The sequence below is a fragment of the Amycolatopsis tucumanensis genome (genome assembly GCF_021654135.1).
GTDB classification, from domain to species: Bacteria; Actinomycetota; Actinomycetes; order Mycobacteriales; family Pseudonocardiaceae; genus Amycolatopsis_E; species Amycolatopsis_E tucumanensis.
Map to the genome: position 1 here is coordinate 11972 of NZ_JAKGSD010000054.1, position 23164 is coordinate 35135.

General features: G+C 73.0%; 22 protein-coding genes. 10 read left to right on the plus strand and 12 right to left on the minus strand.

Annotated elements, in window-relative coordinates; genetic code table 11:
- Positions 1 to 150: 150 nt before the first annotated feature.
- A complete protein-coding gene (gene coaE / locus L2C96_RS35600; RefSeq protein WP_237339318.1) occupies positions 151 to 1335 on the minus strand; it encodes a dephospho-CoA kinase in 1185 nt (394 codons plus the stop codon).
- Between the two features lie 156 nt (positions 1336 to 1491).
- Here coaE and L2C96_RS35605 point away from each other — a divergent pair, with 156 nt between their 5' ends.
- Positions 1492 to 1704, plus strand: coding sequence for a hypothetical protein (locus L2C96_RS35605; protein WP_017981917.1), 213 nt, complete (start codon positions 1492 to 1494; stop codon positions 1702 to 1704).
- 55 nt (positions 1705 to 1759) lie between these two features.
- Here L2C96_RS35605 and L2C96_RS35610 read toward each other — a convergent pair whose 3' ends face one another.
- The 8 genes from L2C96_RS35610 to L2C96_RS35645 form a co-directional block, all read right to left on the minus strand.
- A complete protein-coding gene (locus tag L2C96_RS35610) occupies positions 1760 to 2878 on the minus strand; it encodes a S1 family peptidase (protein ID WP_237339319.1) in 1119 nt (372 codons plus the stop codon).
- Positions 2879 to 2997: 119 nt separating this feature from the next.
- Positions 2998 to 3330, minus strand: coding sequence for a hypothetical protein (locus L2C96_RS35615; RefSeq protein ID WP_237339320.1), 333 nt, complete (start codon positions 3328 to 3330; stop codon positions 2998 to 3000).
- A 1-nt stretch (position 3331) separates the two neighbouring features.
- Positions 3332 to 4552: an LCP family protein gene (locus L2C96_RS35620; protein ID WP_237339341.1), complete on the minus strand. Its 1221-nt coding sequence runs from the start codon at positions 4550 to 4552 to the stop codon at positions 3332 to 3334.
- Positions 4553 to 4844: 292 nt separating this feature from the next.
- Positions 4845 to 5015 (minus strand): hypothetical protein, encoded by a 171-nt coding sequence (locus L2C96_RS35625; protein WP_157358865.1) that lies wholly within the window; start codon positions 5013 to 5015, stop codon positions 4845 to 4847.
- A 103-nt stretch (positions 5016 to 5118) separates the two neighbouring features.
- Positions 5119 to 7437: an ATP-binding protein gene (locus tag L2C96_RS35630; RefSeq protein WP_237339321.1), complete on the minus strand. Its 2319-nt coding sequence runs from the start codon at positions 7435 to 7437 to the stop codon at positions 5119 to 5121.
- A gap of 30 nt (positions 7438 to 7467) precedes the next feature.
- Positions 7468 to 8490, minus strand: a complete 1023-nt coding sequence (locus L2C96_RS35635; RefSeq protein WP_020423330.1) for an alpha/beta fold hydrolase — start codon at positions 8488 to 8490, stop codon at positions 7468 to 7470.
- A gap of 97 nt (positions 8491 to 8587) precedes the next feature.
- Positions 8588 to 9433 carry an SMP-30/gluconolactonase/LRE family protein gene (locus tag L2C96_RS35640; RefSeq protein WP_020423329.1) on the minus strand — a complete coding sequence of 282 codons (846 nt, stop codon included), beginning with the start codon at positions 9431 to 9433 and terminating at the stop codon, positions 8588 to 8590.
- Between the two features lie 13 nt (positions 9434 to 9446).
- A complete protein-coding gene (locus L2C96_RS35645) occupies positions 9447 to 10184 on the minus strand; it encodes a FadR/GntR family transcriptional regulator (protein ID WP_020423328.1) in 738 nt (245 codons plus the stop codon).
- A 145-nt stretch (positions 10185 to 10329) separates the two neighbouring features.
- On the opposite strand from L2C96_RS35645, the gene L2C96_RS35650 reads away from it, so the two are divergent.
- The 5 genes from L2C96_RS35650 to L2C96_RS35670 are packed head-to-tail and all read left to right on the plus strand — an operon-like array spanning position 10330 to position 14768.
- Positions 10330 to 11430 (plus strand): substrate-binding domain-containing protein, encoded by a 1101-nt coding sequence (locus tag L2C96_RS35650; RefSeq protein ID WP_020423327.1) that lies wholly within the window; start codon positions 10330 to 10332, stop codon positions 11428 to 11430.
- Positions 11427 to 12449, plus strand: coding sequence for an ABC transporter permease (locus L2C96_RS35655; protein ID WP_020423326.1), 1023 nt, complete (start codon positions 11427 to 11429; stop codon positions 12447 to 12449). The genes L2C96_RS35650 and L2C96_RS35655 overlap by 4 nt, the downstream gene beginning before the upstream one ends.
- Positions 12446 to 13195 carry an ATP-binding cassette domain-containing protein gene (locus L2C96_RS35660; protein ID WP_020423325.1) on the plus strand — a complete coding sequence of 250 codons (750 nt, stop codon included), beginning with the start codon at positions 12446 to 12448 and terminating at the stop codon, positions 13193 to 13195. The genes L2C96_RS35655 and L2C96_RS35660 overlap by 4 nt, the downstream gene beginning before the upstream one ends.
- 15 nt (positions 13196 to 13210) lie before the next feature.
- A complete protein-coding gene (locus L2C96_RS35665; RefSeq protein WP_237339322.1) occupies positions 13211 to 14380 on the plus strand; it encodes an aldose epimerase family protein in 1170 nt (389 codons plus the stop codon).
- A gap of 19 nt (positions 14381 to 14399) precedes the next feature.
- Positions 14400 to 14768, plus strand: coding sequence for a nuclear transport factor 2 family protein (locus L2C96_RS35670; protein ID WP_020423323.1), 369 nt, complete (start codon positions 14400 to 14402; stop codon positions 14766 to 14768).
- Positions 14769 to 14868: 100 nt separating this feature from the next.
- Here L2C96_RS35670 and L2C96_RS35675 read toward each other — a convergent pair whose 3' ends face one another.
- Positions 14869 to 15624, minus strand: coding sequence for a class I SAM-dependent methyltransferase (locus tag L2C96_RS35675; RefSeq protein WP_237339342.1), 756 nt, complete (start codon positions 15622 to 15624; stop codon positions 14869 to 14871).
- Between the two features lie 79 nt (positions 15625 to 15703).
- On the opposite strand from L2C96_RS35675, the gene L2C96_RS35680 reads away from it, so the two are divergent.
- On the plus strand, positions 15704 to 16288 hold the full coding sequence (locus L2C96_RS35680) for a TetR/AcrR family transcriptional regulator (RefSeq protein WP_237339323.1): 585 nt from the start codon (positions 15704 to 15706) through the stop codon (positions 16286 to 16288).
- 1 nt (position 16289) lies between these two features.
- On the opposite strand, the gene L2C96_RS35685 is transcribed toward L2C96_RS35680, so the two are convergent.
- Complete coding sequence (locus L2C96_RS35685; RefSeq protein WP_237339324.1) at positions 16290 to 17435, minus strand: DUF6923 family protein; 1146 nt, start codon at positions 17433 to 17435, stop codon at positions 16290 to 16292.
- The gene (locus L2C96_RS35690) at positions 17432 to 18199 is read right to left on the minus strand and encodes a bestrophin-like domain (RefSeq protein WP_020423483.1); all 768 of its coding nucleotides are present in this window, start codon (positions 18197 to 18199) and stop codon (positions 17432 to 17434) included. Before L2C96_RS35690 ends, L2C96_RS35685 begins: the two co-directional genes overlap by 4 nt.
- A 645-nt stretch (positions 18200 to 18844) precedes the next feature.
- On the opposite strand from L2C96_RS35690, the gene L2C96_RS35695 reads away from it, so the two are divergent.
- From L2C96_RS35695 to L2C96_RS35705, 3 genes are read left to right on the plus strand one after another with little or no spacing between them, the layout of a single operon-like run.
- A complete protein-coding gene (locus L2C96_RS35695) occupies positions 18845 to 20260 on the plus strand; it encodes a family 2B encapsulin nanocompartment shell protein (protein WP_372491302.1) in 1416 nt (471 codons plus the stop codon).
- 40 nt (positions 20261 to 20300) lie between these two features.
- Positions 20301 to 21698 carry a family 2B encapsulin nanocompartment shell protein gene (locus tag L2C96_RS35700; RefSeq protein WP_372491303.1) on the plus strand — a complete coding sequence of 466 codons (1398 nt, stop codon included), beginning with the start codon at positions 20301 to 20303 and terminating at the stop codon, positions 21696 to 21698.
- Complete coding sequence (locus L2C96_RS35705; RefSeq protein WP_020423480.1) at positions 21695 to 22726, plus strand: family 2 encapsulin nanocompartment cargo protein polyprenyl transferase; 1032 nt, start codon at positions 21695 to 21697, stop codon at positions 22724 to 22726. The genes L2C96_RS35700 and L2C96_RS35705 overlap by 4 nt, the downstream gene beginning before the upstream one ends.
- Positions 22727 to 23164 lie beyond the last annotated feature (438 nt).

Here is a 23164-nt window from a genome sequence, read left to right on the forward strand (position 1 = left end):
GGGCCGCCGCGGGGCGGCGCGGCTGGGAGTCATCAGCCGGCCGGGCCGGCCCGTGCTGGGCTGGCCCGCCTCCGCCGGTCCGGTGCGGTGAATCAGCGGGGATCCCGCCGCCGAGCTCAGCGCGGGCGCTTCAGGCAGACCAGGCGCGCGTCAGGTGGACCAGCCCGTGCGCTCAGCCCACTCCTCGGCTCGCTGGAAGCCCTCGTTGACCCAGCTCTGCTTGGCCTCGGCGTAGGCGTCCACGCTCGCGTCGCTCGCGTGCGCCTTTGCCAGCGCTGCCTTCACCTCGGCGTACGCGTCGCGCTCGTCCGGGTTCGCCCGCAGCCACGCGGCGAACAACAGCGCCAGCCGCCAGGCCGGGGTGGCCGTGCTGCGCACGTGCACGTTGACCGGCCGCGCCGGGTCGGCGCCGTAGTGGAACCGCTTCTCCCAGCGCTCGCCGCCGCCCTGGGGGTCGTCCCACCACTCGCCTTCGGCGCGCAGGAAACCGGCGTCGGACAGGACGTCGGCGAACTCGTCGGCCTGCGCGAGCGTCGAGACGGTCACCTGCAGGTCCAGCACGTCCTTCGCGGGCAGCCCGGGCACTGACGTGGACCCGATGTGGTCCACCCGCAACGCGCGCCCCGCGGTCAGCAGCCGCAACCGGGCCAGCGCCCGGGCGGCCTGCGCCGGCCACGTCCCGTCGTAGGGCACCACCTTCGGCGGCATCGGCGGGCGCGGGCGGCGCAACCGGACGTTCTCCTCGAACGGCACCAGCCGCTCGCGCCACAACCGGTCCACCTCGGACAGCACGTCCTCCGCCGCGCCCGAGTTGTCCAGCCACACGTCGGCCACCGCGCGCCGCTGCTCGTCGCTGGCCTGCGCCTTGATCCGGGCGCGGGCGTCCGCCTCGGACATCCCGCGCAGCTCGGTCAGCCGCCGCACCCGCGTCTCCTCGGGGGCGTCCACGATCACCACGAGGTGGTAGTTCGGCGCGTACCCGCCCTCGACCAGCAGCGGCACGTCGTGCAGCACGATCCCGTCCGGCGGCACCTCGGCCATCCGCTCGGCGGTGCGGGCCCCGATCAGGGGGTGCAGGATCCCGTTCAGCCGACGGCGCGAGTCCTCGTCCGCGAACGCCTTCGCCGCCAGCGCGGGGCGGTTCAGCCGGCCGTCCGCGCCCAGGACGTCCGCGCCGAAGGCCTCCACGACCTTCGCCAGCCCCTCGGTGCCCGGTTCCACGACCTCGCGGGCGATCGCGTCGGCGTCCACGTGCACGGCGCCGTGCTCCACGAGTCGCGCCGCGACAGTCGACTTCCCCGCACCGATCCCACCGGACAACCCCACCCGCAGCATGGTTCGCATTAGACCAGACGCCACGATCGGGTGTTCTTTACTCCCTGATCGGTCTGTGACCGGAACGAGATCGGTGACACGCCGCCGCGCTACTACGCTTCGGGCCTCTCGTTGCGTACGGTGCGCGGCGGGAAAGGTCGCCCGCACGGAGGAACGATGACGCAGAGCAAGCACACCGGAAGGCACCGGCTCGGCACGCCGGGTCTGGTGCACTGCGTCATGCATCGCCCCGTGGCGCTGGCGCTGGAGGAGTACCGGCGCACCTGGCTGACCGCGCTGCTGATCCCCGCCAAGCACAGCCTCGCCGGCCTGAAGCGCCGGGCACGCGCCGCCGCGCTCGAGCGTGCCTGGGCGCCGGCCACCACCTGAGCACGGACACCACACAGCCCCCGCCCGGCCGGACGGGGGCTGCGGGTCGTGCCGGTCAGCCGGTGACGAGCGTGAGCCCGTAGGCGGACAGGATCTCGTTGACGGGCTGGAAGTAGGTCGTCCCGCCGCTGCTGCAGTTGCCGGACCCGCCGGAGGTCACGCCCTGCGCCTGGCTGCCGCTGACCCACGAACCGCCCGAGTCGCCCGGCTCCGCGCACGCGGTGGTCCTGGTCAGGCCGGAGACGGAACCCTCGGCGTAGTTGACGGTCTGGTTGGTGGCCTGGATGGTGCCGCAATGCCAGCCGGTCGTGGAACCGGAGCGGCACACCGACGAGCCGACCGGGGCCGCGGTGTGCCCGGTGACCGTCACGTTCCCGTTGCCGTAACCGTCCACGACGGGCGTGGGCGTCCAGGACGAGGTGGTGCGGACGTAGCTGTAGTCGTTGCCGGGGAACGAAGAACCCTGGAACGTGCCCATCGCCGAGCCGTCCGGCGCGCTCACCGAGTCGCCCGCGCCGCCGCAGTGGCCTGCCGACACGAACCCGCCCCGCACCGAGAATCCGATGGAGCAGCGGGCGGATCCGTTGATGTAGTAGGCGTCGCCGCCGACGATGTTCCCGGCGAACAGCCGCGGCACGTCGGTGGTCTCCTCGACCTGGACGGGACCGGCGGCGCGGGCCCGGTCGAGGAAGCCCTGCACCTCGGCGCCCTGCGCGCCGCGCACGACGGTCACCACCACGCGGTTGGCCCGCTCGTCGACGTACCAGCCGGTGACCTCGCGCGGGGCCGTGAGGGTGTCGAGGCTCGCCTTGGCCGCGTCCAGCGCCGATTCGGTGTGGGCGACCAGCGCGGTGTCGGCGCCGGTGGCCTCGACGGCGTCCGCGCGGGCGGCGTCGGTGATGCCGACGACCAGCTTGCCGGACGTGGCGTCGTACCAGGCGCCGCCGAACGCGGGACCGGCCGCGGCCTCGGCGGCGGGGGCGACGTTCGCGGCCGCGGCCTCCTGGGCGAGGCGGGCGCCGGCCTGCTCGGCGGTGAGCCCGAGGTCCCGCTGCACCGCGTCGAGGAGCGGCGAGGCGGGCACGGCTCCGGCGGAGTTCACCGTGGCGGCGAGAACCGAGCCGACGGCCAGCGCGGTGAGGCCGATCGTCCGGACGAGGGGTGGTCGCTTCATGGGTGCCTTCCTTCGCTGCCGATGGGGACACGCGCAGTCTGCTGCGGGTCACGACAACTTCACACCCGCCGGAAGTAGGGTTGGAGAATGTCTCACCCGGCCGGCCCCGTCCGTCCGGACTATTCGGAGTAGCGCTTCGCGAGGTCGCGCAGCCCGCGCGCGGCGCGTTCCGCGTCCGCCGCGGACACCGGCGCGCCCGGTGCCCGGCCGAGGAGTTCGACCTGGTCGGCGAGCCGCAGGTGCTCCCGCCGGGCGTGCTCGCGGCAGGCCAGGCAGGTGACGCTTTCCGGGCGTGTGGAGGTCATCGCGTAAGGCACGCGGGCGCCGCACCCGGTGGTGACTTCCACCGGCGCGTCCGCGACGAGGCCGAACGTCGACGCGACCAGGCCGCGGACCGCGGAACCGGCGTGCGCGACGCCCCGCTCGACGTGGATGTGCGGGTCGCCCGTCACCTCAGTTCACGCAGCCCGACAGATCCGTGCTGGCGGTTTCCGGCGCGAGCGTGGACGGGGTGGTCGTGGTGGCGCCTGCCGTTTCCGCGGCCTGCTTCGCCGCGGTCGTCGGCGTCGTGGAGGTGCTGCCGTCCCGCGTGGCGGACGCCGGCCCGCCCAGCAGGGCGGTGATGAAGTCGCGCACCTGCACCGGGTCGACCTTCACCGCGTCGCCGTCGTAGGGGGTCTGCAGGCTCAGACTCTGCACCGGGATGGTGGCGAACGTGATCGACCCCGAGGTCAGGTTGTGCATCTGCTCGGCGAAGGTCAGCACGTCCCAGCCCTGGTCGATGACCACCGACTGCTGCACCGCGCCGATCAGCCCGGACAGCTTGACCGGGTTGGTGAGCGTCCCGGCGCCGAGCACCACCTGGGCCATCCCGGACAGGAACGCCTGCTGGCGCGCGATGCGGTCCAGGTCGCCGCTGGGGAGCCCGTGCCGCTGCCGGACGAACGCCAGCGCCTGCGCCCCGGACAGGGTCTGCTCCCCCGCCGGGAAGTTCGCCCCCGAGTAGCTGTCGTGCACCGCCTGCTTCAGGCACACCGGCACGCCGCCGACGGCGTTGCTCAGCGTGTAGAACCCGGCCAGGTTGACCGCCGCGTAGTGGTTGATCGTCAGTCCGGTGAAGTCCTCGACCGTTTCGATCGCGGTCCTGGCGCCGGCCGCCGACGCCGCGCGCTCCAGCGCCGCTCCGGTCAGGCCCTGCTCGCGCAACGTGTCCAGCGCCGCCTGCTTGCCGTAGGTGTACGCGGAGTTGATCTTGTGCTTGCCGTAGCCGCCCGCGATCTGGACGTAGGAGTCGCGCGGGATCGAGATCGCCGACGCGGAACCGCCGCCCGCCGGGATGTGCACCACGATCATCGTGTCGGTGGTGTCGCCGCCGTCCGATGCGTCCCCGGCGTGCAGCTGGTCGAGCACCTCCTGCGGCAGCGGGTTGCCCTGCACGTCGGTGCGCGAGTCGAGGCCGACCAGCAGGATGTTCTGGTCCACCGACAGGCTCGCCCGCCCGGCCGGGACCTGCGCGGACGGCGCGATCACGTCGGCGGTGGCCAGCCCGGTGTCCAGGCGGGACAGCTGGGTCCAGGCGAACCCGGTGCCGCCGAGCACGAGCAGCGACGCCAGCCCGACGGCCGTGTACGCGACCGGGCGCCAGCGGTGACCGCGCGCGGGCGCGGCAGTCACTCCCCGTTTGCGCAGCACCCCGGTTCCCCCTCGAAGATCACTCGATCCAGCTAACACCAGGATCCACGAGAAATCTGACAGTTTGCTGTGAAATCCGGGCCGCGGACGGTGAACTTCTTGTCACGCGAAGAACCGCCCCGGGGAGCGGGGCGGTTCTCCGTGTTCGGTTGGAGTGAGCGCGGCGGGGTGCCGGAGTTCGCGGGCAGGCTGGGCACGACCCGCCGCGCTCGACCGGCCGGCACGCGAGGGGGAGGGCGGCGCCGGACGGCTGGACTTGTGGACCGGACCGGGGTCAGGAAGCCGTCGAGGTGGTCCCGGCCGAGCGGGCGAGCGCCCAGGACGGTGGACCGCACTGCGGCCGCCACGTGCCCAGGTGTACCCACTGCCGTCCCCAGCTGTACCCGGCGAGCACCACCTGGCGGTGGCACCGCGAGCAGGGCTGCGGCGGCGAATCGACCTTCATGACCACCCCTCCGGTGTTCTCGGCTCCGGTCGCGAATACCAGAGTGCCTGGGCAGCGGGGCCGGGGAACCGGGAGTCCTACGCATCTGGGTACGTAGAACGGGCTACGTATCGTCCTCCGGTGCGGCGCGCTGCTCGGCCAGCCACGCGGCGATCTGCGCGCGCGAGGTGAAGCCGAGCTTGGTCAGGATGTTCTCCACGTGGGTCTCCGCGGTGCGCTGCGCGATGACCAGCCTGCCCGCGATCTGCTTGTTGCTCAGGCCGTCGGCGACCAGCTCGGCGATCTCGCGCTCGCGCCGGGTCAGCCCGCCCGGGCTGCTCTGCCTGCTCCGGCGCGGCGCGCGCGGCCCGCCCGGCTTCTCCGCCAGCGCGTACGCGATCGCCTCGTCGACGTCGAACCCCCTGGTCGCGGCGAACGCGCGGGTGTAGCCGTCGTCGCCGAGCGCCTCGCGGGCCCGCGCTTCGCACTCCTCGTCGAACTGCCGGTACGGACCGGTCTCGGCGACGCCGGCGCCGCTGATCCGCCACACCGCGCTGGACGCGCCGAGCAACCCGGCCGCGCGCTCGTGCTCCCCCGCCGCGCCCGCGCACCAGGCCAGCGCGGTCAGCGTGAAGGCCAGCTGGGTGCGGTCGGGCTGCCGCATCGCGATGGCCTCGAGCAGCAGGGCCGAGGCGCGGCGGTGGTCGCCCCGCCGCCAGGTGTTGATCGCCACCGCCCACAGCGCGTACGCCCGGGACCAGTCGGCCTGGTGTTCCTCGCACTGCGCGAGCGCCGCCTCGGCCACCGCGAGGCCCTCGGGGTCGTCGAGGAAGAACAGCGCCGCGGCCAGCAGGATCCGCGTGTTGCACGCCTGCATCTCGTCGCCGGTGCACAGGAACCCGTCCAGGGCCTGCTCCATCAGCTCGCGGCCGCGGTCGAGCCTGCCCAGGAACATCGAGCCCATGCCGGCGCACTGGGCCCAGCCGGCACGCAGGTTGTCGTCGTCCAGCGCCTCGGCCAGCTCACGCAGCTCGGCGAGCATCGCGCGGGCCGGTTCCTCGTCGCCGATCTGCGCCGCCACGAACGCGGCGCCCTGCAGGGCACGGGCGTGGGCCGGGGTGTCGCGGGCGACCTCCTGGGCCAGCGACGCCCGCAGCCAGCGGTAGCCCTCGCGGACGTAGCCGCCGGCGAACCAGTAGTCCCACAGCGGCCCGGTGATCTCGGCCGCGCGGCAGGCCCCCTCCGGGCCGCCGGCGAGGCAGTGCTCCAGCGCGACGCGGATGTTGGGCTGCTCGCGCCGCATCCGGCCGACCCAGTCCAGCTGGTGCGGGCCGAAGCTCTCCGCGCGGTAGCGGCGGGCCAGGCGGGCGCAGTGCTCGACCTGGCGGCCCCGCACGGCGTTCGAGCGGCCGGAGCGCACGAGCTGGACGTGCCCGTACTCGCGGACGGTCTCCAGCATCCCGTACCACGCCGCCCGCCCGAAGGTGCCGTCCCGGCGGACCAGGATGGACTTGTCCACCATGGCGGCGATCAGGTCGAGCACCTCGTCCTGGCCGATCCCGACCGCGGCGCACACCGCCTCGGCGGCCTCCAGGTCGAACCCGCCGGCGAACACCGACACCGCCGACCACACGGCCTGCTCGGCGCGGCTGCACAGGTCGTAGCTCCACGCGATCGCCGCCTCCAGCGTCTGCTGGCGGTCCGGCGCGGTGCGGCTGCCGTCGGTGAGCAGCCGGAACCGGTCGTCCAGGCGCTGCAGCAGCTGGTCGACCGAGAGCACGCGCAGCCGGACCGCGGCCAGTTCCAGCGCGAGCGGGATGCCGTCCAGGCGGCGGCAGATGCGGACGACGGTGTCGCGGTTGGACGCGTCGACGGTGAACCCGGGCACCACCGCGGCGGCCCGCTCGGCGAACAACGTCACCGCCTCGACCGCGGGCTCCCCTTCCGAGGGCACCGGCAGCGGCGGCACGACGAGGACCTGTTCGCCGTCGGCGCGCAGCAGCTGACGGCTGGTGGCCAGGACCCGCACCGACGCGGTGGCCGACAGCAGCTTGGCGACCAGCACCGCGCACGCGTCCAGCACGTGCTCGCAGTTGTCCAGCACCAGCAGCACGCGCTGGTCCTCGAGGTACTCGGCGAGCCCGCCCACCTGGGCGCCGGCCTCGTCGGTCAGGCCGAGCGTGGTGGCGATCGTGTGGGCCAGCAGGGCGGGATCACGCAGCTCGGCCAGCGGCACGAACCACACGCCGTCGGGGAAGGCCCGGCGCACGTCGGCGGCCGCGCGCAGGGCCAGCCGGGTCTTGCCGACGCCGCCGACCCCGGTCAGCGTGACCAGCCTGGCCGAGGCCAGGAGGCGGCGGGTTTCGGCGAGCTCGCGGCGCCGCCCGACGAAGCTGGTGAGCTCGCTGGGCAGGTTGCCGGCGCCGCGCGAGACGTCGGGCATGCCACGATTCTAGGCCGGGTCCGCTGCTGATCAGGCGGTTCGACGGCGGCTCTGCCGCCGCAGCAGGGCCACCAGGTGCGCGTTGACCAGCTCCGGGTGCTCCAGCGGGAAGGCGTGCCCGGCGTCGGGCAGGACCACCAGGTCCGCGCCGGGCACCGCGCGCGCGATCGCCTCGCTGTTCTCCGGCGGCGTGACCACGTCGTGCGAGCCGGCCAGGACGAGGCAGTCGACCCGGTTCAGCGCGGCCAGCGCGGCGGTCTTGTCGTGCACCCGGAACTGCGGGAAGAAGTCGGCCAGCACGTCCAGCGGCGTCTGCCCGATCTGCTCGACCAGGAACTCGGCGACGTGCGGCGGGACGTCGGAGGCGAACGCGTGCCGGGGCACGACCGCGCCGGTCAGCTCGCGCACCGGGCCGGCCAGGACGCTGGCCCGCTGCAGCAGCGCCAGCGCCCACGGGGTGACCCAGTGCAGCGCGCGCATGCCGTGGCGGGGCAGGCCGAGATCGCCGAACACCGGCTCCGCGCTGGTGGCGAGCAGCGCGGCGGCGGCGACGCGGGTGCCGAACAGGTCCGGCTCCTGCTCGGCCAGCGCCATGATCGTCATGCCGCCCATCGAGTGCCCGGCGAGGACCACCGGCCCGGAGGGCGTGGTCTGGTCGAGCACCGCGCGCAGGTCGCGGCCGAGCTGGTCGACGGTCGCGTGCGCGGCCGCGCCGCGCTGGGAGCGGCCGTGCCCGCGCTGGTCCCAGGTCACGACGCGGGCGTGGCGAGCGAGCTCGGGGATCTGGAAGCACCAGCTGGCGCCGGACAGGGCGTAGCCGTGGCACAGCACGACGGTCACCGGCGCGTTCGGGTCGCCGAAGACCTCGGCGTGCAGTTCGACGCCGTCGTCGGCGGTGACGGTCCGGGACCGGCCGCGGCCGCTGGTGACCGGGGTGGCCGGCCCGGTGCGGGACGTCGGGCCGATCAGGCCGCCGGTCGCGGCGCGCAGCGCGGTCCTGGTCAGCACGAGCCCGGCCGCCAGGCCCAGCTCCACCGCCTTGACCGCTCGCATCGTCACTCCTCCGGGTGCGCAAACCACGACAGAGTGACCCTCCCTGGTCGCGCCCAAACCCGGGCACCGGGAAAGTACGTATTCCGGTACGGAGTCCTCAGCAGCCGGAATAGCGGTGGGCGGGCAGGCCGCGGACGCCGGGCCGGAGGCGGAACAGGGCCCCGGCTTCGGGCTGCGTGCCCTCCTCGACGCCCTGTCGCGACGTGGTGACGTACAGCTCGGCCAGGTCCGGCCCGCCGAACGCGCACGCGGTGACCTGCGTGACCGGGAACTCGGCGCGCGCGACCTGCTCGCCGGCCGGGGTGTAGCAGTGCACGGCGCCGCCGCCCCACAGCGCGACCCAGATGTTGCCCTCCGCGTCGACGGTGAGGCCGTCCGGCGAGCCGATCCCGTCCGGGATCGTCACCACGGGGCGGCGGTGGGTGAGCCCGGCCGCGGCGGTGTAGTCGAAGGCGTCGATCCGGCCGGTGGGCGTGTCGACGTAGTAGGCCGTGCCGCCGTCCGGGCTCCAGGCGAGGCCGTTGGAGATCGTGACGCCGGTGAGCACCGTGGTGACGGCGCCGTCCGGGTCGAGCCGGTACAGGGCGCCCGCGCCCGGGGTCTCGTCGTAGGCCATCGAGCCGCAGTAGAACCGGCCGTCCGGATCGCACCCGCCGTCGTTCATCCGCACCCCGGCACCGGTCCACACCTCCCCCAGCGGCCGCACCTCGGTGAGCGCGGCGTCGGCGAGGGCGAACCCGCGCTCCAGCGCCAGCACGACCCCGCCGGCGGCGCCCGGCCGCAGCGCCGCCGCGACCGAGCCGACGTGGTGGCGGCGGACCTCGTCGCCGTCGAGTTCGAGCACGTCCCCGGCGAGCATGTCCACCCAGCGCACGCCCGGCCACTCCGGCGCCCACACCGGGCCTTCACCGTGCGCGGCAACCGGTTCCGTCACCTGGTCCACTGTGGACACCACGTCAGTCCCCCTCGGTCGTCATCCGCCGCACCGCGTCGGTGGTGGTCTCGATCAGCTTCCGCATCGCCCGCGCGGCCGCGGCCGGGCGGCGGGCGCGGACCGCCACGAGCACCGCCTGGTGCAGCGGCAGCGTCGCGGCCACCCCGCCGGGCGCGTGCGAGCTGGCCGCCAGGCCGTGGTGCAGGCTCGCCTCCAGCAGCCGGCCCAGCTGCTCGACGAGCTGGTTGCCGCTCGCGCGCAGCAGGGTCAGGTGGAAGGCCAGATCGGCCTCGACGAACGCGGCCGAGTCGGCGTCGACCCGGCCCGCCTCCTCCGCCATCCGGGCGCAAGCACTTTCCAGCACGGCGAGCTGCTCGTCCGTCGCGCGCTCGGCGGCCAGCTGCGCGGCGCCGGGCTCGACCATCAGCCGCAGCTCGAGCAGGTCGCGCAGGAAGGCCGCGTCGGAGAGCTGGCCGTGCCAGCTGATCACCTCGCGGTCCATCAGGTTCCACTGCTCGCGCGGCAGCACCCGGGTGCCGAGGCGGGGCCGCGGCTCGACCAGCCCCTTGGCGGCCAGCGCCTTGACCGCCTCGCGCACGCCGCCGCGGCTGACGTTCAGCTGGGCCGCCAGGTCGGCCTCGTTGGGCAGCTGGCTACCGTGGGCGAGCTCGCCGGACACGATGCGCCGCCCCAGCCACTCCACGACCTGGCCGTGGAGGGTGCGGTGCCGCCCGAGCGGCCCGCTCTGACTCCTGCTCACGGAGTAATCCTCAAATCATTGATCCATAAAGTCAATGTGCCCATCACACGACAGGGGTTGACTGTATCGACGAATCATCCAATCATTCATGCAGGTTCTTGGTTCGATATCCCAGCTCCCCGACGACGTGGATGGGTGGTCCCCCATGACCGACGACCAGATCAGCCTCACCTCCCGGCGGAGCGCCCTGAAGTACCTGGGGGCTGGCGGCGGAGCCGTGGCCGCCTCGGCCCTGCTGGCCGCCTGCCAAGGCGTTCGCGACAGCCCGGAATCGGGCGGTGGCGGCGCGTTCCCGGACACCCCGGACTGGCGCTTCGTCTTCGTCAACCATGTCACGACCAACTCGTTCTTCGTGCCGACCCGGACCGGGATGGCCGACGCGGCCCGGCTGGTCGGCATTCCCGAGCCACAGTGGACCGGCTCCGCCGACGGCAACGTGTCCGAGATGGCCAACGCGTTCTCCACGGCGATCAACGGCGGGGTCGACGGCATCGCGATCGCGCTGACCGACGACAACGCGTTCGTCGAGCCCACCAAGCGCGCCTTCGAGCGCGGCATCCCGGTGATCGCCTACAACGCGACCGCCGCGGGCAACCACCCGCTGACCTACGTCGGGCAGGACCTCTACCAGTCCGGTTTCCTGATGGGACAACGGATCGCGCGGGACATCACGTCCGGGCTGATCCTGGTCGGCATCTCCCAGCCCGGCGGCAACAACGTGCAGCCGCGGCTGGACGGCATCACCGACGCGCTGCGGCAGGCCGCCCCGGGCGTGACCGTGCTGCCGATCAACACCGGCGCGGAGCAGGCCGCCGAGCTCAACGCCATCACCGCCGCCTACGACGGGCACCGGGACGCGAAGGGCGTGTACGCGGTCGACGCGGGCAGCACGGCTTCGATCGCGCAGCTGTTCACCAGCCGCGGCCTGCAGGGGCAGGTGCGGGCCGGCGGGTACGACACGCTGACCGACACCCTGCGGGGCGTCCAGTCCGGCGCGCTGGACTTCACCATCGACCAGTCGGCGTACCTGCAGGGCTTCCTGTCCGTGCTCTACCTCTACCTCTACCGCGTGTCGGGCACGCTGGTCACGCCACCGTTCACCGACACCGGGCTCACGTTCGTCACCAGGGACAACGTCGGGCCGTACCTGACCGCGGACAGCAAGTTCGAGGGCGGCGCCAAGGCCGATCTGGTGCCGATGCCGTCCTCCATCCCGCTGCCGCCCGCGACCGGGCAGGCGCGATGACGAAAGCGCTTCCCGACCAGCGCCCGGCCGCGGCCCGCGCGCGTGGCGGCGCCGGGTTCCTGCCCGGCCTGATCCGGGTCAAGGAGCTGAGCATCCTGCTGGTGACGATCGCCGCGGCGATCTACTTCGCCCTCACCAGCGGGCCCGGGTTCACCACGACGGACAACTACCACACCATCGCCCAGTACGTGGCGCCGTGGGCGATCGTCGCCGCGGGCGAGGTGATGGTGCTGATCTGCGGGCAGATCGACCTCTCCGCCGGGTTCGTGTTCACGCTGTCGCCGTTCGTGCTGGTGCTGTTCCACAACAACGGTTTCCCGCTGCTGCTCGCCGTCATCGGGGCGATCGTGGTCAGCGGAGCCATCGGGATGGTGAACGGGCTGATCCACACGGTGTTCGGCCTGTCCTCGTTCATCACCACCCTCGGCATGGCGTTCCTGTTGTGGGGCCTGTCGCTGGTCATCTCCGGCGGCTCCCCGGTGAGCGCGCCCGCGGACGGCTGGGTGATGGACGTCTTCGGCGCGTGGGGCTGGTCGGAGTTCGTGTGGGCGGTCGTGGTCGTGGTGGTCATGCAGGTGGTGCTGTCCACGACCCGGTTCGGCATCGCCACGCAGGCCACCGGCGGCAACCCGGTCGGGGCGGCCGAGGCCGGCATCCGCACGAACCGGATCAAGGTGGTCAACTTCGCGATCGTCGGCGCGCTGGCCGGGCTGGCCGGGATCCTGCAGGGCACCCGGGTGGGCTCCTACGACCCGACCAACGGCGGGTTCAACGTGATGTTCTACGCCGTGGCGGCGGCGGTGATCGGCGGGACCGCGCTGCTCGGCGGGTCCGGCACGGTGGTCGGGGCGTTCCTCGGCGCGCTGCTGCTCGGGCTCGTCTACGACGGGTTCAACCTGACCGGCATCAGCGCCAACGCGTTCTACCTGGTGCTCGGGGTCGCGATCCTGGTCGCGGCGCTGCTCAACGTGTACGTGTCGGTGATGCGCAAACGGCTCGGATCGAGGGGGCGGCCGTGACCGAGGTGATTCGCGCCGAGCACATCGGCAAGCGGTTCGGGCCGGTGCGGGCGCTGTCGGACGTCAGCCTGCACGTGTCGGCGGGCGAGGTCCTGGGCCTGATCGGCGACAACGGCGCGGGCAAGTCCACGTTGATCAAGATCCTCACCGGCTTCCACCAGCCGGACAGCGGGCGGCTGCTGTTCGAGGGGCAGCCGGTGCAGCTGAAGTCGGTGACGCACGCCCGGTCGCTGGGGATCGAAACGGTCTTCCAGGACCTGGCGATGGTGAACGACCTGCCGGTGTACCTGAACCTGCACCTCAACAAGGAACTGGTGCACCGGCCGCTGCCGTTCCTGAAGCGGCGGGAGATGAAACGGCGCGCGCGGGAGGCGCTCGACGAGATCGGCATCAGCATCCCGTCGGTGACCGCCGAGGTCGGTCAGCTCTCCGGCGGGCAGCGGCAGGCGATCGCGGTCGCCCGCTCGGTGTTCACCCGCAACACCAAGCTGCTGCTGCTCGACGAGCCGCTGGCCGCGATGGGCGCCAAGGAGGGCGGGCTGATCCTGCGGCTGCTCGCCCAGCTCAAACAACGCGGCGACCTCGCGATCATCCTGATCGCGCACAACTACAGCCAGGTCGTGGACGTGTGCGACCGGGTCAACCTGCTCCAGCACGGCGAGATCACGTTCGACAAACCGTCCCGGGACACCTCGGTGGCCGAGCTGCTCGAGCTCGTGCACGCCGAGTACCGGCTCCAGCAGTGACCGAGGAGTGCCCTCATGCGAAGACTCGTTCCGATCGCGTGCGCCACCATCCTTTCCGCGGCGGTAGGGTTGCCCGCCGTGACCTCCTCCGCCGCCCCGCGGCCCACGGCTCCGGCGATCTCGAAGGAAGCGTTCGGCAGCGTGGGCGGCCAGTCCGTCGAGCGGTACACGCTGACCAGCGGCAACGGGATGCGGGTGCGGATCCTGACCTACGGCGGCACCATCCAGACGCTGGAGGCGCCGGACAAGCGCGGGCGCACCGCGAACATCGTGCTCGGGTTCCCCACCCTGGCCGACTACGTGGCGAAGAACAGCCCGGCCGAAGGCGGCGGACCGTACTTCGGCTCGCTGATCGGCCGCTACGCCAACCGGATCGCCGGCGGCCGGTTCACCCTGGACGGGGTCGAGTACCAGGTGCCGGTCAACAACAACGGCAACAGCCTGCACGGCGGCACCGCCGGGTTCGACGACAAGGTGTGGTCCGCCACCGAGGTGCGCGAGCCGGGCAAGGCCGGGCTGCGGCTGAGCCTGGTCAGCCCCGACGGCGACCAGGGCTACCCCGGCACGCTGACCACGACCGTGACGTACACAGTGGACAGCCGCAACCGGCTCACCGTCGACTACCGCGCCACCACCGACAAGCCGACCGTGGTGAACCTGACCAACCACACGTACTGGAACCTGGCGGGCGAGTCCTCCGGCGACATCTACGACCAGACCCTGCGCATCGACGCCGACCGCTACACCCCCACCGACGCGACCCAGATCCCGACCGGTGAGCTGGCCCCGGTGGCAGGCACCCCGTTCGACTTCCGCCGCCCGGTGCCGATCGGCGCGCGCATCGCGGAGAACGACCCGCAGTTGCTGATCGGCCAGGGCTACGACCACAACTGGGCGCTGAACTCCGCCGGCCGTCTGGCGCCGGCGGCCCGTGCCGCGGACCCGGCGAGCGGCCGCGTCCTCACCGTCTACACCACCGAGCCGGGAATCCAGTTCTACTCGGGCAACTTCCTGACCGGCACGCTCGTCGGCACCGGCGGGAAGGCCTACCGGCAGAGCTACGGCTTCGCGCTGGAGACGCAGCACTTCCCGGATTCGCCCAATCAGCCCGGGTTCCCCAGCACCGTGCTGCGGCCCGGAGAGGTGTACCACACCACGACCGTCTTCGCCCTGAGCACCGAGTGAGCCGGATAGGCTCCGGGGCATGGACGCCCGCGAATTCGCCGAAAACTGGGTCAAGGCCTGGAACGCACACGACCTCGACGCGCTGCTGGCGCACTTCACCGAGGACGTGGTGTTCACCTCACCGGTCGCGGCGCAGCTCACCGGAACCGCGGTGATCCGCGGCAAGGACGCACTGCGCGCCTACTGGAGCGAAGGCCTGCGCCGCATCCCGGACCTGCGCTTCGAGGTGGTCGGCGTGTACTCCGGTGTGGACACCGTGGTCATCAACTACCGCAACCAGAAGGGCGGGCTCGTCAGCGAGGTGCTGCACTTCGACGGCCCTCTCGTCCGCGAGGGCCACGGCACCTACCTCGGCGACGACACCAACCCCGCCGGCGCGAAGGACTGAAGAAAGTGTTCGTCGACGGCCTGCGTGGCGGTGCGGGTAGCGGAACCTGAGGCGGTGCAAGCTGCTCAGGTGGCGAGGCGGCTCCGCCGCTCAGGACGACCTATGCGCGCACGGCGACCACCGCGAGCGTGGTGAACGTCTTCGTGAAGGCGCCGCCCAGGTCGTCGATCGCCGCGCCGACCGCGGTCAGGATCTCCCGCTGCGCCGCGGCGGGCAGGCGGGTCAGGCCGCCGGTCGTGGGGAGCAGGTCCAGCCACTCCGCGCGGGTGTAGGTGCGTTCCCAGTCGAACCGCAGGTGCTCCGGTTCGGCGAACGCCCCGGTCCTCCGGAACGTCCCGGCGAACCGCTCGAACCCGGTGCGGTACGCCGCCACCGCGTCGCCGGCAGGTTGCCCGGCGAACGGCGAGTCGGGCACCACCCGCCGGAACACCTCGGCGAACGCCTCCGCCACCGCGGGCGGCGGTTCGAAGACGTGCGCGAACACCGCCAGCGGCCCGCCCGGCCGCAGCACCGCCGCCGCCTTCGCCGCGCCCGCCTCCGGCGCCACCCAGTGCCACGCCTGCCCCGCCACCACGGCGTCGAACTCGCGGCCCGCCGGGTCCCAGTCCTCGAAGGTAGCGACCTCGACCTCGATTCCGCCGCGGCGCGCGAACTCCGCCATCCGCGGATCCGGGTCGACCCCGAGCACGCGGCAGCCCGCCGCCCGGAGCTGCCGGGCCTCGATGCCGGTGCCGCAGCCGACGTCCAGGATCACCGGCCCTGGGCTCGCCGCGACGACGCGCTCGATCAGCGCGTCCGGGTAGGGCGGCCGGGCGCGGTCGTAGCGGCCGGCGTCGATCCCGAACGATTCGGCCATCTCCCTGGCCTGATGTGAAGTGGGCATGCGCCCACCTTAGTGGGCAAGCGCCCACAAGGGCAAGGAGGACAATGGCCGCATGCCAACCGGGGTGCACATCCGCGACGCGCGCCAGCAGTTGTTCGACGCCGCCGAGCGCGTTCTGCTCCGCGACGGCGCGGCCGCGCTGACCAGCCGCGCCGTCACCGCCGAAGCGGGCGTCGCCAAGGGCGTGCTGCACCGGCACTTCGCCGACTTCGACGCCTTCCTCGCCGAGCTCGTCCAGGACCGCGTCCGGCGCATCGGCGACCAGAGCGCGATGCTGCGCGCGTCGGCGGGCACCGGCACCGTCACGGGCAACCTCACCGCGGCCCTGACCGAGCTGTTCGACCCGGTCGCCGTCGGCATCGTCGGTCTGGTGGTCTTCCGCGACGAGCTGCGGGCCCGGCTCGGGCGCGGCATCCCGGTCCTCGCCGACGCGGCGGCCATGCTCGCCGGTTACCTGACCGAGGAACGCGCCCAGGGCCGCATCGCCGCCGACGCCGACGTGGACTCGCTCGCGCTCGCCCTGATCGGCGCCGGCCACCTGCTCTTCGCCGACCGCGCGAACCGCCCCGCGGCCGGCGAGGTCGGCCGGGTCGTGGAGACCGTCGTCGCGGACGTCGTGCAGCGCCGCCTGCTCTGACTCACCGGCTCAGCCGCCGCACGGCGATGCTCGCGCCGAGGACGAGCACCAGCACGGTGAAGGACCACCCGCGCTTCTCCTCGGTCCGCTCCTGTGTGGACACCTGCTCGACCGGTTTCTTCGTGGTCACCGGACGGCGCTTCGTGGTGGACGGTGGCGGCGCCGGGCGCGGCGTCGCGACCGGCCGCGGCGGCGGGCTCGGCGCCGGAGGAGGCGGCGGCGCGGGCACGACCGGAGCCACCGCCGGGGGCGGCGGAGGCGGTGGAGGTGCGGGCGGCGGAGGAGGCGGTGGCACTGGAGGCGCTGGAGGTGGGGGCGGTGGAGGTGGGGGCGGCGGTGGCGCGGGGGCCCGCAGGCACCCGGCACTGTCCGAACCGGACAGCGGCGCCCCGGAGGACACCTCGCTCACCGGCCCGGAGCCGTCCCGCGCGACCCGGAACGTGCGGCTGCGGCCGGCGCTGCGGTTCGCCGTCACGTACAGGGTCTCCCCCGCCAGCACAACCGAGCCGTACGCGGTGGCAGGCGGCAGCACCGGCCCGGACACCGGGTGGGTCCACCCCGACACCGGGTCGATCCGCACGACCCGCCCGCTGAACGGGAACGTGCTCGTCACCCCGTAGAGCTTGCCCCCGGCGAAGTCGAAGTCGTCGATGCCGGAGGTGAACGGCGCCGGCCACAGGTCGACCCCGCGCACCGCCGAGAGGTACCCGTCGCCGCCCGGGTCGATGTCGATCACGTACAGGTCGTCGTCCCGCAGCACGTACCAGCGGTTGCCGAACACCGCGCCCGCGGTGGCCCGGTCAAGCCCGCGGCGGTCGGTCGTCCGCACCGGGCCGAGCCGGGTCAGCTCGCCGTCCCGGCCGACGGCCACCGCCGTGCCGTCGCGGGTCAGGCCGTACACCCGGTCCTGGGCGCGGGCGTAGCCGAGGGCGTTGACCTGCACGCCGAGCGCGGTCCGGTTCTCCACCGCCCCGGAGGGCATCCGCACCAGCTCCACGGTGGACGGTCCGCCCGGTGCCGTGTTGACGACGCGGAGGACCGTGCAGGCGGTGGCGGGCGCCGCCCCGGCCGCGGGCGTGACCGGCAGCAGCGAGGCCGCCAGGACGGCCGCGGCCGCCAGCACCCGGGCCGGCCGCCGTACCCTCACCGCAGCCGCTCGATCGCCTGGCTGAACGCGTCCGGGCCCACCTTCGACCCGCCCGCGAACGGGTTCTGCATCTGGAAGATCGCGAAGAGCAGCAGGGTCGTCGCCGCGGCGAGGGTGGACACGATCACGATGTGGGTCAGTGACTTCGTGCCGCCGAACAGGTTGGGCAGCAGCACGAAGATCACGCTGCCGCCGATCAGCACGAACCACACCACCATGCCGACGTTGTTGTCCCGCACCGCGTTGAGCCGGGCCTGCCGCTCCTTGAACACGTCCAGCAGCGAGTCGGCGACCTCGGTCTTGCGGCTGGTCAGCCAGTCGTCGTCGCCGGGGACGTCGGCGGTGTCGACCACCGCGCGCATCCGGTCGAGCTGGTCCCAGCCCTCCTCGGGCAGCACACCGCCGTCCCGCATGCGCGGCCATTCCCGGTTCACCACCGTGTCCGCGTAGCCCGCGGCCAGCTCGCGGATCTCCGTGCGCGCCGGCTCGGGCAACGCGTCGGCCGCCCACGAGGCGGCGACCAGGCTCTGCGCCTCCTCGTAGGAAGAGTCCCGCACGGTGCTCGCCGCGTCGAACAGCGAGATCAGCACGAACGCGATCACCGCCGCGTGCAGGCCGCCGACGATGGTGAACGCCTGGCCGGCCGCGTCGTTGTTGTCCGGTCTGCCCTCGTCCAGGCCGTAGCGGCGGACCAGGTAGGCGATGAGCGCGCCCAGCCCGACGGCGCCCACCACCCACAGCGAACCGGCCACGTAGACATTCATCGGCTGTGCCTCCCGAACGGGAAAAGGACTTCGGTCCACGCTAGGCGCGTGCGGATCACGGCGGCAAGTTCGATTCGCTCTTTCAGTCCGACGGAATAGAACGGATTATTCGCCGTCACTTGTTCGGAGCAGCAGGCGCGTATTCCGCGAATTTCCCGGCCCTGTTGTCCGGGGGCCAACGCGCGGCCGGACGCGCGGCTGGGCCGACCGGGCGAGTTCCGGTCACCGGACGTCACTCCACCTCGGACTCGGCGCGGTTTTTCCGTTGACAGCCAAGGGTAGGACGTCACTGTTGCCCCGCCCGGACCACGGCGTTCCCAGACTCCGGGAAGTTTCAGCCCGTTCGGAGCAACGAACCGGAAATGCCGGGCGCACACTGCCGAGCGGGTCACACCACCGGGACCGGCCCGGTTGGGCGGCCCGGGTGATCACCGTCCATTCCGGTCTACCGTGAGTCTGCCGGAACCGCCGAACGTGTGCTTTTCCGGAAATCGCCATCACGCCGCGCCACGGACGAGTGACTGTACGGGTCCGCGACGCCGGTGCTAACGTCGCTTCCGCCGGCCGAGAAAACAAGGCGCCAGTTCGCCGGATCACCAATTTCCAATTCGCGGATCTGATTTTCGACGATGGGTGGTATTTGCCGTGACCGTGACCGATCCCGCCGTGCCCGCACTGGACAGCGGCAGCCAGCAGCAGAGCCTGAGCACCCGCGCCGCGCGGAACCTGGCGACCACGACGAAGTCCGTCCCGCAGATGCAGGCCATCACGTCGCGATGGCTGCTGCGCCTGCTGCCCTGGGTGGAGGCCTCCGGCGGCGCCTACCGGGTCAACCGGCGGCTGTCCTACGCGGTCGGCGACGGGCGCGTGACGTTCGTGACGACCGCGGGGAACATCGAGGTCATCCCCGCCGAGCTCGGTGAGCTGCCGATCCTGCGCGGCTTCGACGACCAGGAGGTGCTCGCCGCGCTCGCGAGCCGGTTCGAGCAGCGCGAGTACGAGCCCGGCGACGTGATCGTCGAGTTCGGCAGCGCCTCCGACCAGGCCTTCCTCATCGCGCACGGCAAGGTCAGCAAGGTCGGCCCCGGCGAGTACGGGGACTTCACCAACCTCGGGGTGCTGGCCAACGGCGACCACTTCGGCGACGACTCGCTGCTGGACGACTCGAGCATCTGGGAGTACACGGTCAAGGCCGTCACCTCCTGCACGGTGCTGGTGCTCGAACAACGCGGCTTCGACGAGCTGGTCGAGCAGTCCGAGGCGCTGCGCGAGCAGATCGAACTGTTCCGCGCCCGGAAACTGTCCAGTGGCAACGAATACGGCGAGGCCAGCATCGAGCTGTCCTCCGGGCACGAAGGCGAACCGGAGCTGCCCGGCACGTTCGTCGACTACGAGATGTCCCCGCGCGAGTACGAGCTGAGCGTCGCCCAGACCGTCCTGCGCGTGCACAGCCGCGTCGCCGACCTCTACAACCAGCCGATGAACCAGACCGAGCAGCAGCTGCGGCTGACCATCGAGGCGCTGCGCGAGCGGCAGGAGTCCGAGCTGCTGAACAACAAGGACTTCGGCCTGCTCCACAACGCCGACGTCAGGCAGCGCCTGCACACCCGCACCGGCCCGCCGACGCCGGACGACATGGACGAGCTGCTCGGCGCGGTGTGGAAGGAGCCGGCGTTCTTCCTGGCCCACCCGAAGACGATCGCGGCGTTCGGGCGCGAGTGCAACACGCGCGGGATCTACCCGGCGGGCGTGGAGTTCAACGGGCACCACGTGCCGTCCTGGCGCGGCGTGCCGATCCTGCCGTCGAACAAGATCCCGGTGTCGGAGACCCGCACCAGCTCGATCCTGCTGATGCGCGTCGGCGAGCAGAACCAGGGCGTGATCGGCCTGCACCAGACCGGTCTGCCGGACGAGGTCGAGCCCGGCCTGTCGGTGCGGTTCATGGGCATCAACGAGAAGGCGATCATCTCCTACCTGGTGTCGGCGTACTTCTCGGCGGCCGTGCTGGTGCCGGACGCGCTGGCCGTGCTGGAGAAGGTGGAGATCGGCCGCGCGAGCTGACCCGCGGAACCCACGAGCGAACGAGGGGTGGTTGGGTCCGTTGACCGTAACCCTGCAGACCTTCCAGCACACCGAAACCCGGCTGAGCCTGGGCACGGCGGCGGCCCGCAAACTGGCCAGCACCACCAAGTCCGTGCCGCAGAACCAGGCGGTCACCAGCCGGTGGCTGCTGAGCCTGCTGCCCTGGGAGGAGACCGAGGCCGGCACCTACCGGGTCAACCGGCGCCTCACCTGCGTCGCCGGGCAGGGCCGGGTGGCGTTCACCGTCGAGGCGGGCCGGGTCCGGGTGGTGCCGGCCAGCCTCGCCGAACTGCCGTTGTTCCGCGGCTTCGGCGACCAGCTCGTCCTGACCGCGCTGGCCGACCGGTTCGAGCAGCGCGAGTACCGGGCCGGGGAGACGATCGTCACCGCCGGCGCGCCGACCGGCGAGGCGCTGCTCGTCGCGCACGGCAAGGTGAGCAAGGTCGGCCGCGGCGACTACGGCGACCCGGTCACGCTCGGGGTGCTCGCCGACGGCGACTACCTCGGGCAGCAGGTGCTCGCGGAGTCGCCGGAGCCGTGGGCCTACAGCGTCCGGGCGGAGACGCCGGTGACGGTGCTCGCCCTGCCGCAGCGGGAAGTGCTGGCTTTGCTGGACACCTCGCCGGAGCTTCGGTCCCATGTGGACGGACTGCGGCACAGTTCGCAGCTGGCGCAGAACAAGCACGGCGAGGCGAACATCGAGCTGGCGTCCGGGCACGCCGGGGAGCCCGCGTTGCCGGCCACGTTCGTCGACTACGACCTCAGCCCCCGCGAGTACGAACTCGGGGTGGCGCAGACGATCCTGCGGGTGCACACCCGCGTGGCCGACCTCTACAACCAGCCGATGGACCAGACGCAGCAGCAGCTGCGGGTGACGCTGGAGGCGCTGCGCGAGCGGCAGGAGTCCGAACTGCTCAACAACGCCGAGTTCGGCCTGCTCCACAACGCCGACCTCAGTCAGCGCCTGCACACCCGCACCGGTCCGCCCACCCCGGACGACCTGGACGAGCTGCTGTGCCGCCGCCGCAAGACCAAGCTGTTCCTGGCGCACCCCAAGGCGATCGCGGCGTTCGGGCGGCAGTGCTCGGCGCGCGGGATCGCCACGGAGAGCACCGAAGTGGACGGTCACGTCGTGTCCACGTGGCGGGGGGTGCCGATCTTCCCGAGCGACAAGATCCCGGTGTCGCGGACCGGGACGACGTCGATCCTGGCGATGCGGACCGGTTTGGACAGCCAGGGCGTGATCGGGCTGCGCCAGACCGGGCTGCCGGACGAGGTCGAGCCGGGCGTGAACGTGCGGTTCATGGGGATCGACTCGCGCGCCATCGTGTCCTACCTCGTCACGGCGTACTTCTCGGTCGCGGTGCTGGTCCCGGACGCGCTGGGCGTGCTCGAACACGTGGAGGTCGGACGGTGACGGAGACGGTGGCGGGGACCCGGACGGCGCGGGAACTCCTGGCGTGGAGCCGCGGGTGCGTGGACCCGGCGTTGCGAGCGGCGGTGGCGCGGCTGCCGGAATCGATGCGGCCGCTGGTCTCCTACCACTTCGGGTGGGCGGACGAGACGGGCGCGCCGGCGAGCGGGGGCGGCGGCAAGGCGGTGCGGCCGGCGCTGGTGCTGGCGGCGGCGCGGGCGGTCGGCGAGTGGGGGCCGGCGCTGCCCGGCGCGGTCGCCGTCGAGCTGGTGCACAACTTCTCGCTGCTGCACGACGACGTCATGGACGGCGACGAGACGCGGCGGCACCGGCCGACGGTGTGGAAGCTGTTCGGCGCGGGGCCGGCGATCCTGGCCGGGGACAGCCTGCTGGTGGCGGCGTCGGACGTGCTGGCGGCGAGCGGGCACCCGGCGGCGCGGGAGGCGTTGCGGGTGCTCGGCGCGGCGGTGCAGGACCTGATCGAGGGCCAGGGCGCGGACCTGGCGTTCGAGCAGCGTGCCGACGTCGGGCTGGACGAGTGCCGGCTGATGGCGGAGGGCAAGACCGGGGCGCTGCTGGGGTGCGCGTGCGCGCTGGGCGGGTTGCTCGGCGGCGGGTCGTCCGAGCAGGTCGCGCACCTGCGGCGGTTCGGGGAGGCGGCCGGGCTGGCGTTCCAGATGGTCGACGACCTGCTCGGGATCTGGGGCGACCCGGCGGCGACCGGGAAGCCGGTGTTCTCGGACCTGCGCAACCGCAAGAAGTCGCTGCCGGTGGTGGCGGCGCTGACCTCGGGGACGGCCGCGGGCCGGGAGCTGGCGTCGCTGTACGCGGCGCCGGGTGAGCTGGCCGGGTCGGACCTGGTGCGGGCCGCGCGACTGGTCGACCAGGCCGGCGGCCGGGAGTGGACCCGCACCGAGGCGGCGGCGCTGCTGGAACGCGCCAGGGCGCACCTGAGAGCCGCCGTGCCGGACCCGAGGGGCGCCGCGGACCTCGAGGCGCTGGCGGCGCTGCTCGCGGACCGGGACAGATAGCCGGAGGCGGTGCCCTGGGCCGACCACCCGCGGACCGGGTAGCGGCGACCCCGCGGAGCGGGTGTGGCCGGGAGCGGATGTCGGAAGCGGCCGCCGCGAGCGACGGCGGGGCTCGGCGGCCCGTCAGCGGGCCGCGTCCAAGCACCCGCGGAGCGGGTGGTGGCAGGGCCGCGCAGCCGGAGGCGGTGGCCGGGGTAGGCAGCCCGCCTGCGGCCGCCTCGGGCACCCGCGGAGCGGGTGGTGGCCGGGAGCGGTGGCCGCCGACGGGCCGCGCCCGGGGCGAACCCGGCCCGGGAGCAGCCGCCCCTGTGGGGCTGACTCCGCGGCGGAAGGGCCGCCAGGCCGCCGTATCGGGCAGGCCGGGTGCTCCCCCTGCCGGGCCGCCATCCGCGAAGCCTGGCCACGCCGCCAGAAGCCACCCCGCAAAGCGGGGTCACA